Below are 14,677 nucleotides of genomic sequence, written 5' to 3' on the forward strand. Positions count from 1 at the left end.
TTTCTACATATTAATCCTGTATACTTCTATTGGATTCGCGAGAGCGGAGCAATACGGCTTAATACAGGCCAAGCCGCCGGCAGTTTCCGTTGCCGGCTTGTTCCTGTTTTTCGATATAATAAAAAATATAAAATGAAATAAAGTACATTGGTTTCATTAAGGTGGGAAGTAATGGAGGGGAAGTTTGGAATTGGAGGAGCGATAGCGTCCGCCTTTATGTTTGGATTTCTACCGGCGAACAGCGGAATAAAATCAGGAAATCCAAACATAACAGCGGCCGGAAATCCAAACATTCCCCGCAGTTACGCCGATACACCGGAATGGTTACCAGTATCCTTTATTTCATTTTACACAAGCCAAGAAAAGGGTGAACCACTTGCCAAAACAACAAATTCTGATTGTAGACGACGAATGGAACATGCGCAACCTGCTGCGCATTTATTTGCTGAAGGAGGGCTTTGCCACACAGGAAGCGGCTACCGGGCATGAAGCGCTCAGTTTGGTGGAGAAGCACCCGTTTGATATGATTTTGCTGGATGTGATGATGCCGGATATGGATGGCTGGCAGGTCTGTCGTGCGGTCAGGGAGAAGGGGCAGGTTCCGATTCTCATGCTTACAGCGAGAACTGAAACGAAGGATAAGGTGCATGGGCTGGGCATCGGCGCCGATGATTATCTAACCAAACCCTTTGAACCGGAGGAGCTGCTTGCGCGGGTTCATTCACTGCTGCGCCGCTCCGCCATGAGCCGGAATGTGCAAACACCAGTGGAGCTGCTGGAGTATCCGGGGCTCAAAATCTATCCCGAAGCCCGGGAGGTGCATATCGAAGGGCAAAAGGTTGATTTTACCCTCAAGGAGTTCGATTTATTGTCCATGCTCGCCCGAAGCGCCCAACGGGTATTCACCAGAGAGGATCTGGTTGAACGCCTGTGGGGAAATGATTACGGCGGAGAAACGCGTGTCATTGATACTCACATCAAAAATATCCGCGAAAAGCTGCAAAAGGCGGGGCTGGAATACAATCCCGTGCAAACTGTATGGGGGTTAGGCTACAAATTTCAGATTCCCGGTACACCAGAATGAAAAACAACATCATCGGCTTCAAGCTCGGGCTTGTGATCATGTCGGTTTTTCTGATTGTACTGCTGTTTCTTGGTGCTGCCATAGACCGGATGTTCAGCAGCTTTTACTATAAAGAGATGAAGACGGAGACCGAAGAGCTGGCTTCCCACTTCACCGTAATGGCAGAGTCCAAAGATACCACGAAGGAACAAATGATGCGGACCTTTGCTGAGTTTTCTAATGTGAGTATTTTTAACATTTCCCGGGATGGCAGGGTAAGTATGCATTCCGGCGCTCACGATTCTGCCGACCGTTCATTTATTCAAGCTGCGGATTTAAAACGGATATTCTCCGGTTCAAGTGTAAGCATTATGTATAAAGACCCCGCCGGACACCGCTATTTTATCACTGGACAACCCATATCAAGCGGAGGCACGATCAGCTCTGCACTATATGTGATGTCATCCACGGCAAGCATGGAGCAGTCGCTGGCTTCGGTGCGGGATATTCTTTTACTCTCGGGGGTAGGAGCTTTTGTCCTGGCTCTTGGCATCACCTGGATTCTGGCCAGAGTGTTGTCGCGTCCGCTGGTGCAGATGCAGAAGGCGACGCGCAAGATTGCGGCGGGGAATCTGGAGACCAGGCTGACGATCAGCGGCAACGATGAAATCGGGTTCCTGGCCGGAGCGATCAATGATTTGGCAGTCGATCTGCAGCGCTATAGGGACACAAGACAGGAGTTCCTGGCTAACATTTCTCATGAGCTGCGGACGCCGATTACTTATCTGCAAGGCTATGCCAAGGTAGTGAAAGAGGAATTGTACCAGACTGATGAGGAAAAAAATCTGTATCTCGGCATCATCGACCAGGAAGCGCATCGCATTCAGCATTTGGTGAACGATCTGTTTGAGCTGGCGAAGATGGAGGAAGGCAGAATTCCACTGAATCTGGAGTGGGTTGAGCTGGGGCAAATCGTGGAGCAGGCCGTCCGCAAAGTGGAGTTAACCGCCAAGGAAAAAGCGCTTAAGCTTACAGTAAGTTACAGCGGACAAGCTGCTGAAATGCGCGGGGACAGCAAACGTATGGAGCAAATTGTCATGAATCTGCTGGAAAATGCGGTCCGCTATACAGAAAGCGGTGAGATCCGCGTGGAATTGAACTATACCGGCGATGCGGCTATTTTTATTGTTGAGGACACCGGAATCGGAATCCCTGAGGATGAGCTTCCGTATATTTTTGACCGCTTTTACCGGGTAGAAAAGTCCCGTTCGCGCCAGTATGGAGGAACCGGCCTGGGCCTTTCGATTGTAAACAAGCTAGTCGAGCTGCTTGGAGGAACCATCCGCATCACCAGCAAGGTTGGGTTCGGAACCCGATGTGAGGTCAAGTTCCCAATGGCTGACTAACATTCGATAATAAGGGTTTGCAGCGTACTTGATAGGCTTGCTTCAACAGTACTTCGGGTTGAAGCAAGCTCCTTACTTTCCCCCTACCTAGGAGGGGGAAATAAAAACTTTGAAAAAGTGGAAGTAACGAAGGGAATTTTGGAACTGGAGGAGCGTCAGCGTCCGCCTTTATGTTTGGATTTCTACCGCTATCGCGGTATACAATCAAGAAATCCAAACATAACAGCGGCCGGAAGTCCAAACATTCCCGCAGTTACGCCGCGCCACTTTTCAACTTTTTCTTATTTCCCCATCCCCAACATCAATGCATCATTCCACCCATTCCCCCCACTATTTCCGGATTGATCATACCGAAGATCATCGCGACATGCGCTACAACCAGGAATCCGCTGATGAGGATGAAGTGCAGCTTCAGCTTGCTTTCTTCACTGCGTTTGCGGGCGATGAGGCCGAGGTCCAGCAGCGCCAGCGGCAGCAGGAAGATCACTCCGCTCAAATAAAAGCTGACTGCCACTACATCGACCCAGGTATGCCATTCGCCATTTGCTGTGAGCGGGACAAAGGCTGTCGGGAACAGATAGAGAAACACTCCGGTAAAATACAACCCCGCCAGTATACTGCATACACGGTTAAAGGCTCTAAGCGGCCCGTTCAGATTTTTGGTGAACAGAATTACAAATTCGGTGACCGTAATGGTCTCTGCAAAAATCACGGGAATCGCCATAAAAAGAATCAGGTTCCACGGCTGATTATCCGCAAGCAGTGACATGTAGTGCGTCATGTTCATGTTAGTTCCTCCAATAGATTAATTAACGTACAGAGTGATGTTATGAAAAAAGTATGTGGAAAGTATGTAGTTTCACAGGTATGATTGAAAAAACTGCAGAAGAGGCAGACACAATTGATTTTGGAGGGAGCAAGGCGAAGGATATGGGAAGATTGCAGAATATTTTATTTGATTTGGATGGCACTTTAACGGACCCCAAAGAAGGAATTACCAAAAGCGTAGAGTACGCGCTGGGCAAGTTCGATATTGCCGTAGAGCATCTGGACCAGCTTCTGACTTACATCGGTCCGCCATTATATGATTCATTCGTGGAAATCCAAGGCTTTACCGCTGAAAATGCACAGAAGGCGGTTGAATTTTACCGTGAACGCTATAGCACCCTGGGGATGTACGAGAATGCGGTGATCCCCGGCATCCCGCAATTGCTGGAGGAGCTGCAGGACAGAGGTTTGAACCTGTACGTGGCAACTTCGAAGCCGACGGTTTTTGCCGAAGAGATTCTCCGGCATTATGGCTTGGACGGATTTTTTAAGTATGTTGGCGGGAGTAATCTGGATGGGACCCGCTCCAAGAAGAAGGAGGTTATTCAGCACGTGCTGGACGAGAACCATATTCCTGCAGCTGAATCGCTGATGATCGGGGACCGCGAGCATGATATTATCGGCGCCAAAGCCTGTGGCCTGCCGTCTATCGGGGTTATGGTCGGGTATGGCTCGGAGGAAGAGCTGCGAAGTGCCGGTGCAGATTATATCGCGAACAATGTGGAGGATATAGGTGAGATTATTTCTCGCTTAACGTAAAAAATATTAACATCACCTAAATGCTGAAATTGCACATTCTCCGTAAATATCGTCGAAGCAGGAGAATTAGCCTGTTTTTTCTGAATGGTTGACATTTGTTCAAGGGGTTCAGTATTATGTAACCAGCAACACCATATCCAAGGCGATGACCAAAGACATGATATCCTACGCGGACTGGCCAGAGACAGAAGTGAAAGGTGAGAGCTTCTTACAGAGACCGGCAGGATGTTACCCCTTTGCAGCCGTGGCACTGAACCCTCCCTGCTGTTAGGGCGGCTGTAAATGCCACCGGTTTATCCCCGATAACGGATACCAATGAGGATTCTGTGTATCGTCTTCCGCCTGAACAGCCGGGAGGCCAGATGATCGCAGATCAAATTAGGGTGGAACCACGAGCAGAACGCACTCGTCCCTTTCCGGGAGAGATGCGTTTTTTTTGCGTTCAAAATTCAAACAAACCCTAAGAATTGGAGGCCACAATCATGGAGATCAAAGCAACACTGCCAGATGGAACAATCAGGAGGTATGCACGCGGCACCACTATTGCCGAAGTTGCGGAATCAATCAGCATAAGTCTGAAGAAGCAAGCTGTAGCCGGTAAAATCGACGGCAGGCTCGTTGACTTTCATCAGCCGATTGAGCAGGACAGCCTCGTTGAAATCGTATTGGAGGGTAGTCCAGAGGGACTGTCCATCCTTAGACACAGCACTGCACATGTAATGGCTCAGGCCATCAAACGCATATACGGAGACCGCAAGGTCAAGCTGGGTATCGGTCCGGTAATCGAAGACGGCTTTTATTATGATATTGATATTGAGAAACCACTGTCTACTGAGGAGCTTGCCGCTATCGAACAGGAGATGAACAAGATTGTGGAGGCCAATCTGCCGATTGTCCGGCGGGTGGTCAGCCGCAGCGAAGCGCTTGCGCTTTTTGAAGCACGGGAGGAACCCCTGAAGCTGGAACTGATCCATGACCTGCCGGAGAGAGAAGTCATCAGCCTGTATGAGCAAGGCGAGTTCACAGACCTGTGCCGGGGGCCGCATTTGGCATCGACTGGAGGGATCAAGGCGTTCAAGCTGCTGAGTGTTGCCGGTGCTTACTGGCGCGGTGATTCCAATAACCAAATGCTGCAGCGCATTTACGGAACTGCCTTTCTGAAGAAGGATCAGCTCGAAGAGCATCTGCACCTGCTGGAAGAAGCAAGGAAACGCGACCACCGCAAGCTGGGCAAGGAGCTAGAATTGTTCATGTTCTCTGAGGAAGCGCCGGGAATGCCGTTTTATTTGCCAAAGGGCATGGTTCTTCGTACGGAGCTGGAGAATTTCTCGCGCGGACTGCTGCGGGTTCACGGTTATGAGGAAGTCCGCACGCCGCTGATGATGAACAACCGGATGTGGGAGCAGTCAGGGCACTGGGACCACTACAAGGACAACATGTATTTTACTCAGGTGGATGAAACGAAATATGCGCTCAAGCCGATGAATTGTCCGGGGCATATGCTGATCTTCAAGAACAGCCTCCGCTCCTACCGGGAGCTGCCGATCCGTCTCGCCGAGTTCGGGCAGGTGCACCGCCATGAATTTTCGGGCGCGCTGAACGGGATGATGCGGGTGCGCACATTTTGCCAGGATGATGCCCATCTGTTCGTTCTTCCAGAGCAAATCGAAATTGAAATCGGCCGCGTGCTGGAATTGATCGACTACATCTACAAGGTGTTTGGCTTCGAGTATAAGGTCGAGCTGTCCACGCGTCCCGAGGACTATATGGGGTCGGAAGAGCTATGGGATCAGGCGGAGCAGTCGCTGCAAAAGGTGCTTGAGAACAACGGTATCCCTTATCGGCTGAACGCGGGAGACGGTGCTTTTTACGGGCCGAAGATTGACTTTCACATCCAGGATGCGCTGAAAAGAAGCTGGCAATGCGGGACGATTCAGCTGGATTTTCAAATGCCGGAGAAGTTCGAGCTGAGTTATATCGGCGAAGACGGCCAGAAGCACCGTCCGGTGGTCATCCACCGTGCTGTTTACGGTTCAATTGACCGGTTCATGGGGATTGTGACTGAGCATTACAGCGGCGCTTTTCCGCTCTGGCTGTCTCCGGTGCAGGTGAAGCTGCTGCCTGTGTCCGGGAATTACGCCGATTATGCTTTTCAGGTCAAACAGTTGCTTCAGGAAGCCGGAATCCGCGCCGAGATTGATCTTCGGGAGGAGAAGCTGGGCTATAAGATCCGCGAAGCGCAATTGGAGAAAGTGCCTTATATGCTTGTGCTTGGCGAAAATGAACAAAGCTCATCTACTGTTTCGGTGAGAAAGCGGGCTGAAGGTGATCTGGGTTCAATGCCTGTGGAAGCGCTCCTGGAGCAGATTCGCCGTGAGCTTGCGGCCAGACTATAAACATCTGACTTATCTGATTTTCAGGCCACTCAGAATGATTTTCCACAGATGATCATTATCGTGAAACATATCCGGAACATTAGGAATTTGTAAAGCGCACACATTGTCGAATGGCCAGGGAGTTTCGATGATTCCGTCAACAGGAGCATGATTAATCACTAACAGATTGAAACTCCCTGGCATCATTCCGCTTAACACAGACAACAGCTCGCCAGTTTCATGAATGGTTCCTTCGGTACGAATGAACAATAGCTTGCCGGAGCCCGTAAGGGTTTCCAGGAACCGTGGAACGCGGCGGTTAACCTTCGCTCTAAGTTCAGGATAGCTGTTAAGTTCTACTGGTGTATTATGGGTCAAAGGAAAGTCATGATGTGAAAAAATATGATAGGCCGCATCCTTCACAATGTAACATTTAGCCTTCTGATTGATTCCGGTAATGCTGAGATTGGGAAACTCCATGAACTGAGAGAAGCGATTGCGGAGCAAATTGCTCACGCCTGCCAGAATCGGTGATTCCATCCAGTCGATTACGCCGCCCATTGTTCTTAACATTGCCCGGGACAACTGGTCTGCCGCCAGGCAATTGTGACCCAGACTGAATATGTTGTCGTAAGTACCGTTAATTTCATTTAGAAGCACGCTAAACCCCCCCTTAGATATTTGTTATTATTAAATGGCTAACGGAGTCAAAACGATTGGACGATAACACATTCAGAACGGCGCGTACAAAAACTTTGCGAGGAAAACCGCATACCGGGCGTTTCAAAACTCGGTTATATGTGGCTGATACTAAAGGACGCGGAAAAGCCGATTGACGGCAGAATAAAGAGGGGAAAGGAGCTACAACATGAATAGTGTTTTGATTATAGACGATGACAAAGAGCTTTGTGCTCTTATGAAAAAATGTGTAGAGCAAGAGAATTTATCTGCTATTATTGCACATGGCGGTGTGGAGGGGCTGCGTCTGGCTGACGAAAACAAAAATAGCAGCTCTCTTTCTCTTGTAATTTTGGACGTAATGATGCCGGATATAGACGGTTTTCAAGTTCTGAAAAAAATTAGGGAAGCAAGTAATTTCCCGGTGCTTATGCTCACCGCTAAAAGTGACGAGGGAGATAAAGTTTCCGGGCTTCGGCTTGGTGCAGATGATTATTTAACAAAACCGTTTAGCATTAACGAGCTGATGGCTCGTGTCAACTCCCTTATCCGACGCTATACCACCTTAAATCCTATGACTGAAACAGATTCGGAGTGTATCACGCTGAAAGGAATGGTTATTGATAAAGCAAACCGCATTGTTACTATGAATAATAATGTCGTGGAACTTACAGGAAAGGAATTTGACCTGCTTTTCTTTCTGGCGACAAATAAAGGGCGTGTATTTACCAAAAAACAGATTTATACGCAAGTGTGGGAAGAAGAATATGCTTTTGACGATAGTAACATTATGTCTTTCATCAGCAAATTGCGAAAAAAGATTGAAACAGACCCCAACTGTCCATTTTATATTTTAACGGTCCGAGGTGTAGGCTATCGTTTTAATAAGGAGGCTTGACATAAATATGAGTGTTTATCTACTTTTTGCGTTGGTTCTTACCCTACTTATTATAGCGTACCTTGGTTCTGTTTTGCGGCGTGTCCGAACACAGCTTACACTTATAAAAGACGCTTTAGAAGATATAAAAAACGGAAATCTTAATCGACGGGTTTTAGCAAGCGAAAGCGATATGACAAGGCAAATTTGTTATGATATTAACGAAATTGCAATTAACAGCCAATCACGGCTTATTCAGCAAAAACAATCAGAGCAGGCATACAAACGGCTAATGACAAGTCTTTCCCATGATGTGAAAACTCCACTTTCTTCTTTGGTTGGTTATTTGGAAGCAATCGAAAGTAAAATTGTTGTAGGAGAAGAAAAGGATGAATATATCCATGTTGCGTCTAATAAAGCCCATCACCTAAAACATTTTGTAGAAAATCTGTTTGAATGGGTTAAATTGGATTCTGGGGAACAGGTTTTTCATTTCGAGCTTTTTGATTTGAATGAGTTATCCCGTAATATTATAGCTGATTGGGTTCCTATTTTAGAAAACAGCCATTTTGAATATGAATTTGATATACCCGAAACAGAGTATTCCATGCGCATAGACGCAAACTCATATACCCGTATTCTCAATAATCTATTACAGAATATTATTACCCACAGTGAGGGTGATAAAATGGCACTGCGTATTTTTGAAAATAAGCAGAAAGCCAAAATTGTAATAACAGACAACGGTAAAGGAATATCCCCCGATAGTCTCCCGCATATTTTTGAAAGAATGTACCAATGTGACCATTCACGGGTTGCAAAAGGAAATGGTTTAGGATTGGCTATTGCTAAGGAGCTTGTAAGCGTTCACAAAGGAACTATCACTGCTGACAGCACTCCCGGTACGGAAACCATATTTACAATATTACTTCCTAAAGCCCTGTAAAGCGCAGGGCTTTCTTGCTACTAAAACAAGATAAAAGCAAGGTTACGGCAAGGTTTTGGCAAGGTTAATGTTTTATACTTTAATTGTGATTGTTTCTGCCATTATATCGGTTACCACATTGCGAAAGCACAGTTATTGAAAGTGAGGAAATTTTATATGAATGATTTTGTGATTGAAACGAAACAACTGACAAAAATTTACGGAGAGCAGACAGCAGTTAGTTCAGTCAATCTCCATGTAAAAAAAGGCCGGATCTACGGTCTGTTAGGACGCAACGGAGCCGGGAAAACCACTATTATGAAAATGATTTTAGGGTTGACTTCTATCACTTCTGGCGAGGTAGATGTATTCGGAAAGAATATCAAAGGCCGGGAAAAACGAGTATATCCCCGTATCGGTGCTATTATCGAAACACCGGGATTTTATCCAAATTTGACAGGAACGGAAAACTTGGACATTTTTGCGAAGCTGCGTGGTACAGCCGCCCCACACGCAGTTGAAACCGCGTTGAAAGTAGTAGGATTACCTTATAAAGACAAAAAGCTGTTTAGTAAGTATTCCCTCGGAATGAAGCAGCGTCTTGGTATTGCGAACGCTATTTTGCATGACCCGGAACTGCTGATTTTGGACGAGCCTACAAACGGTCTTGACCCTATTGGCATTGCAGAAGTAAGAGATTTTATTAAGAATTTAAGCGCCGCGCACGGAAAGACAATTCTTATCTCCAGTCATATTCTTTCGGAAATCTCATTATTGGCTGATGATATTGGAATCATTGACCACGGCGTTCTTTTGGAAGAAAGCAGTATGAGCGAACTGGAAAAGAAAAATAACAAGTATATCCTGCTACAAGTTTCCGATGTGCCAAAAGCTTCTCTAATTTTAGAGCAGCAATTTAAGGTCAAGGACTACTCTGTACAAGACGACCATATTCTGCGGCTCTATGATACCTCTCTGGATATGGCGGCGGTCAATAAGACGCTTGTGGTGCAAGAGGTGGCAGTTATCAGCTCTCAACTCTGCAACGACACCTTGGAAGATTATTTCAAGAAAATCACAGGAGGAGAAGGCATTGCTTAAACTTATTCAGACAGAATTCCTTAAACTGCGCCGCAGGAAACTTGTCTGGCTAATGTTGTTGGCCGCCCTCTTTATGCCTTTTTTCGCACTATTATACTTCAAATATGTGGGGGAAACAGGTGGCGATCCGGTACAGTTTTATAGATGGTCAGCGTTTGGTTATACACTTTGGTTTATCTTGCCTGTCGTTTTGGGAACACTTTGCACTATGCTTATGTACGAGGAAAATCAGCACGATATGCTCAAACAACTTTGGATTGTGCCTATCAGCAAAATAGGATACTTTTTCAGTAAATTTTTTGTAGTTTTGATTTACTCCATTTGTTTCATGCTGATTACAGCCGTTGCTTCTGTTATGTTCAGTGTACTTCCCGGATATGTCGCATTTGAATGGGGAAGCGTTTTATATTTGTTGAAAAAATGTTTAGAGATTGGAGTTATTACTTCTTTTGTAATGCTGCCGATTTTGGCAATAGCTGCGTCGCAAAAAGGATACATTCTCCCAGTTTCTATAACATTGGTCTATATCTTTCTCGGCTTTATTTTAATGACGGTAAATATGTATCTACACCCATTATCCAGTATGGCAGTTATTGTCATGCGAAATGGAGATATTCCGGGTCTTGTATTTACACAAGCAATTAACATTCCTTTAGCATTTCTTTGCATTTTCGTTTGGGATATTGTTGCAGTATTACTTGCAAATATCGCATTGGGAAGAAGAAAGTGAGGTGTGAATCATGCGAAAATTACTTTGGGCGGAACGTCAAAAGATTCGCCGTTCAAATATTGTTTGGATTACAGTTTTTGCAACAGTTATGGTAGCGGTCATTGTTTTTTTAGGAGGGCAGGATGAGTATGATGGCTCTCGGAATATAGACAATGCAGGCTGGTATATGACTATGGCTCAACCATGGGCAACTTTTTTTGTTCTTCCTGCGGTCATTGCCCTTTTGGGCAGTTATATGATTTGTCGTGAAGAACAGGAGGACACTATAAAATCTCTGCGGCTTATTCCCGTAAATGAAGCGAACTTAACCGCTGCAAAAATGATTGTTACTTTCGCGTTCAGCATACTCCTTTACTTGCTGCTCTTTGCTATAACATTTTTGGTTGAGGCCATTTTACATTTTTCTGATTTGTCAGTAGAAATGGTTTTAGGTTTTCTGAAAGCATATTTTCTAGACGGCTTAGGTATATTCCTTGCTATCTCACCCATTATTGCTTTTGTATCGCGTATGAAAAAGGGATATTGGCTTGCGTTATTATTTGCTGAAATTTATTCTTTTGCCGGACTATTTATGAGTATGTCAAATTTCCTAAAAGCCTTTTATCCCATTACGGCTGTTTTTACTATTTCTGGCTACTATGATGCATCAACAAGTCAAGTATTACTTAGTTGCATTAGCTTACTGCTTTGCGGCTGCCTTTCTGCCTTTATACTGAAAGGGCTAAAACATAGTAAAAATAACTGAAGCTACAAACTATTCATCATAATCCGGGAGGTGGTTGCATTTATGAAAAAAAGATTATATAGGGTCAGGCAAGGAAAATGGATTGCTGGCGTTTGTGGCGGCATTGCCAAATACTTTGATGTAAACCCCAAAGTGGTACGGTTACTCTGGGCGGTATTTTTTGCAGCATACGGAAGCGGACTTGTGGCCTATATTCTGTTTTCGATTTTTGTACCTTTGGCTAGTCAATATGAACACACACATCACCATGGCTAACGGGGTCAAAACGATTGGACGATAACACATTATAGGATTAAGAAAGACAGTTATACCGTACAAGAGATGGCTTAATCACATAATATGAAATGTTATCATGTTCATAATATGTATGGGGCGGTGGGAATGATGGTGAAAGTATCGGTACTCTTGCCCGTGTATAACTCTGAGCGTTATATCGAGGAGGCCGTCCATAGTATTTTACAGCAAACATACCAGGATTTCGAAATCGTCATTATTGATGACGGGTCGACTGATGGAACTTTGAAGAAGATTCAAAAAATCAAGAGCGAGAAAATCAAGCTGACCTCGCATCAGGAAAATATTGGATTAGTTCGGACTTTGAATGAGGGGCTCTCTTTATGTACCGGTAAATATATTGCCAGGATGGACGCTGACGATATCGCTCTTCCCAACCGGTTTGAACGCCAGGTGGCATATATGGAGGCCAATCCTGATGTTGGAGCTTGCGGGGGGCAGGCATTGGTGATGGGCAGTAATATAATCACGACTAAGCCTTTGAGTCACGAGGAGATTAAGTGCTGGCAATTATTTCACTGCACCTTTATACATCCTACCGTGTTTATCAGGAGGTCTGTTCTGGATGGGAATGGGATGAGATATCTCCCCTTTGCCCATGCAGAGGATTATGAGATTTGGAACCGGCTGGCAGAAGTTACTCGATTAGTCAATCTTCCGGAGGTACTCCTTCATTACAGAGTTCATACAAATCAGGTTTCGAACGTGTACCAGGATCTCCAGGAACAAAGTGCAGAGCTCATTCGGAGACGACAATTAAGTCAGCTGGGTTTATTTCCATCCCATGAGGAATATTTGGTTCATATGGATTTTAGCCGCTTTAGCATCCGGGTGCATGAGTACGACTATTATAAGAAAGCTTTGGCATGGGCGCATAAAATACTCGAGGCAAATTTACAGGTACGAAAATACGACCAAGAAACATTAAACACGGTATTGTCTAAATGTTTTCATTTATCAGAGTAGATGCTCCTTTGACAGCAAATTTCCTAACCCATATTCCCCCCTTCATGGGCAGATGTGGGTTTATTTCATTTTGCAGATAGAGAGATTTAAGTTACAAATGGACTGTTTCATTATATAGTTAATGGAGCAGTCTTTATTTTATAAAGGAGGCAAGAAGCTAGTGCAGCAGCAAACTATACAAGAGTTGAAGGGCAGCTTTATCCGTCTCGTTCCTATGGAAGAAAGTCATAGGCCAGAGCTGGTGGAGCTGCTCCAAAATCCGCAAATCTGGGAATTTACCTGGCGCAAAATATCTACAGTCGAACAAGTGAATGAGTTAATCGAAACTGCACTAGCCAATAAAGAGAATGGTTCGGAAATTCCTTTTGTCATGATTGAACGATCTTCGGGAAAAGTAATCGGTACCTCGCGGATCAAGAATCTGGACCGGACCCACCGCAATGCGGAGATTGGCGGTACTTGGATATCACCGGATTTCTGGAGAACTTCGGCCAACACGGAATCGAAGTCACTTTTGCTGCATTATTGCTTTGAAGAGCTTGGACTCATTCGGATTGATTTCACTATTGTGGGAGGTAATCTGAGATCGCAAAGAGCGATTGAGCGGATAGGCGCTGTACGTGAGGGTGTACTGCGCAAGCATAGAACTACCTCTGACGGTACAGTCCTGGATAACGTGCTGTACAGCATCATTGACGACGAATGGCCTGCTGTAAAAGCCAATTTACATTATTTGCTTCATGAGAAGTATGTATGAGGATGGGGGCAACGCTTTGAATAAAATAGTAAAGTTGAACGCGGGGATTCTTACGGCATTTCTGCTACTGCAAAATGTGCTATGGGGTCAGGACACAGCGTCCGCAGAACTATCCACTTCTATTACAGGTGTTCAGGCTGTGGGCGCGGGAGTTCAGTCAACTAAGGGTCTTATTTCCTTGAAAGGAACTGTTAACGGTAATTTGCCCATACACATGTGGATAAAAATCGCAGAGGGTGGTAAGCTGAGCGGCAGCTATTATTATGATAAGTACAAAAAAACTATTAATCTCACGGGATCTGTTAATGGCAGCTATGCAGAGTTTAGTGAAGTGGATGCCAAAGGCAGCATTACAGGAAGCTTTGAAGGCTGGTGGCTGCCGGATACCGGTTTTATAGGTGCTTGGGTCAGCCCGGACCGCGATAAGCAGCTGCCGGTTCAAGCGCTGACGTCAAGTGCAGCGGGCATCCAGGCACCTACGGCTGCAGATTGGAGCGGGAAGTGGAGCAGTGTGAAGCAGACTGCTTTCAGCGGCGCTTCCGTAGAAATCAAGAAAGTAACGAAGAACAAGCTAACTTTTACAATTGATGCTTATGATGGTGCACATACCGGCTTAGTTGAACAAAAGGAAGCATTAATACAAAATCGAATGGTTACTTATAAACCGGAAGATGGTTCGATTGTAATGCTGTATCTTGCTCCGGGCAAAAAGCTGTATGTTGTTAGTCCTTACCCGGTAACGGATGCCGGAGCGGGAGTAACTTTTACAGGCGAGTATTACAAGGGCCCAGCCAAAACTATCAAATCCACTCTTAAGGATCTGGGAGTTTTCAAATCGGCTGCTGAAGATAATGCATTTCGTAAAATAGTAGCGAATGATTATGGGCTGTTCACCTCCTGCATGCAGCTTTTATCTGCAGAGGAAGACCTGGATGGATACAATGCTGAGGTAACAAGCGGTGGAATTCGCGGACTGTTTACTCTGCGGGAAGCTATTATCATGCATGATTCTAAAGGAAACTACTGGGCGGCTGTGATCAACGATGATGAGGTCCTTTTCTATACTAACGTCCCCAAGACTACAAAGCTGCCTAAAACAATCGACGCCTGGAGGCAACGCTTTTCCGAATACAAGGTAGTTTTCAAGAGCAAATAAATGATATAATAGAAACA

The 14,677-nt window shown here is 45.4% G+C and carries 15 protein-coding genes; 13 read left to right on the plus strand and 2 right to left on the minus strand.

All coding sequences use genetic code 11. The features are described from left to right. Positions 1–376 precede the first annotated feature (376 nt). A complete protein-coding gene (locus ACX1DY_RS16890) occupies positions 377–1,084 on the plus strand; it encodes a response regulator transcription factor (protein ID WP_458965354.1) in 708 nt (235 codons plus the stop codon). Continuing rightward, positions 1,081–2,469, plus strand: coding sequence for a sensor histidine kinase (locus tag ACX1DY_RS16895; protein ID WP_458965355.1), 1,389 nt, complete (start codon positions 1,081–1,083; stop codon positions 2,467–2,469). The genes ACX1DY_RS16890 and ACX1DY_RS16895 overlap by 4 nt, the downstream gene beginning before the upstream one ends. A gap of 301 nt (positions 2,470–2,770) precedes the next feature. Here the strand turns inward: ACX1DY_RS16895 and ACX1DY_RS16900 are convergent, their stop codons facing one another. Further along, positions 2,771–3,256: a DUF6803 family protein gene (locus ACX1DY_RS16900; protein WP_458965356.1), complete on the minus strand. Its 486-nt coding sequence runs from the start codon at positions 3,254–3,256 to the stop codon at positions 2,771–2,773. An 80-nt stretch (positions 3,257–3,336) separates the two neighbouring features. Between ACX1DY_RS16900 and ACX1DY_RS16905 the strand changes: the two genes are divergently transcribed. Both ACX1DY_RS16905 and thrS read left to right on the plus strand, forming a co-directional pair. Then, positions 3,337–4,056, plus strand: a complete 720-nt coding sequence (locus tag ACX1DY_RS16905; RefSeq protein WP_458965357.1) for an HAD family hydrolase — start codon at positions 3,337–3,339, stop codon at positions 4,054–4,056. 482 nt (positions 4,057–4,538) lie between these two features. After that, the gene (thrS, locus tag ACX1DY_RS16910) at positions 4,539–6,452 is read left to right on the plus strand and encodes a threonine--tRNA ligase (protein ID WP_458965358.1); all 1,914 of its coding nucleotides are present in this window, start codon (positions 4,539–4,541) and stop codon (positions 6,450–6,452) included. A gap of 9 nt (positions 6,453–6,461) precedes the next feature. Here thrS and ACX1DY_RS16915 read toward each other — a convergent pair whose 3' ends face one another. After that, complete coding sequence (locus ACX1DY_RS16915) at positions 6,462–7,091, minus strand: DUF1796 family putative cysteine peptidase (protein WP_458965359.1); 630 nt, start codon at positions 7,089–7,091, stop codon at positions 6,462–6,464. Positions 7,092–7,299: 208 nt separating this feature from the next. On the opposite strand from ACX1DY_RS16915, the gene ACX1DY_RS16920 reads away from it, so the two are divergent. From ACX1DY_RS16920 to ACX1DY_RS16960, 9 genes are all read left to right on the plus strand, one after another. Beyond that, positions 7,300–8,007 carry a response regulator transcription factor gene (locus ACX1DY_RS16920; RefSeq protein ID WP_458965360.1) on the plus strand — a complete coding sequence of 236 codons (708 nt, stop codon included), beginning with the start codon at positions 7,300–7,302 and terminating at the stop codon, positions 8,005–8,007. Between the two features lie 7 nt (positions 8,008–8,014). Further along, positions 8,015–8,932, plus strand: coding sequence for a sensor histidine kinase (locus tag ACX1DY_RS16925; RefSeq protein WP_458965361.1), 918 nt, complete (start codon positions 8,015–8,017; stop codon positions 8,930–8,932). 156 nt (positions 8,933–9,088) lie between these two features. Then, the gene (locus tag ACX1DY_RS16930; RefSeq protein ID WP_458965362.1) at positions 9,089–10,012 is read left to right on the plus strand and encodes an ABC transporter ATP-binding protein; all 924 of its coding nucleotides are present in this window, start codon (positions 9,089–9,091) and stop codon (positions 10,010–10,012) included. Beyond that, entirely contained in the window at positions 10,005–10,742 is a 738-nt protein-coding gene (locus ACX1DY_RS16935) for an ABC transporter permease (RefSeq protein ID WP_458965363.1), read from the plus strand. Before ACX1DY_RS16930 ends, ACX1DY_RS16935 begins: the two co-directional genes overlap by 8 nt. A gap of 10 nt (positions 10,743–10,752) precedes the next feature. Further along, positions 10,753–11,487 (plus strand): ABC transporter permease, encoded by a 735-nt coding sequence (locus tag ACX1DY_RS16940; protein WP_458965364.1) that lies wholly within the window; start codon positions 10,753–10,755, stop codon positions 11,485–11,487. Between the two features lie 42 nt (positions 11,488–11,529). After that, positions 11,530–11,742: a PspC domain-containing protein gene (locus tag ACX1DY_RS16945; protein WP_458965365.1), complete on the plus strand. Its 213-nt coding sequence runs from the start codon at positions 11,530–11,532 to the stop codon at positions 11,740–11,742. 126 nt (positions 11,743–11,868) lie between these two features. Continuing rightward, positions 11,869–12,747, plus strand: coding sequence for a glycosyltransferase (locus ACX1DY_RS16950; protein WP_458965366.1), 879 nt, complete (start codon positions 11,869–11,871; stop codon positions 12,745–12,747). Positions 12,748–12,907: 160 nt separating this feature from the next. Further along, positions 12,908–13,504 (plus strand): GNAT family N-acetyltransferase, encoded by a 597-nt coding sequence (locus ACX1DY_RS16955; RefSeq protein ID WP_458965367.1) that lies wholly within the window; start codon positions 12,908–12,910, stop codon positions 13,502–13,504. Between the two features lie 16 nt (positions 13,505–13,520). After that, positions 13,521–14,660 carry a hypothetical protein gene (locus ACX1DY_RS16960; protein ID WP_458965368.1) on the plus strand — a complete coding sequence of 380 codons (1,140 nt, stop codon included), beginning with the start codon at positions 13,521–13,523 and terminating at the stop codon, positions 14,658–14,660. Positions 14,661–14,677: the final 17 nt, after the last annotated feature.

It is taken from the genome of Paenibacillus sp. BAC0078 (assembly GCF_054483875.1).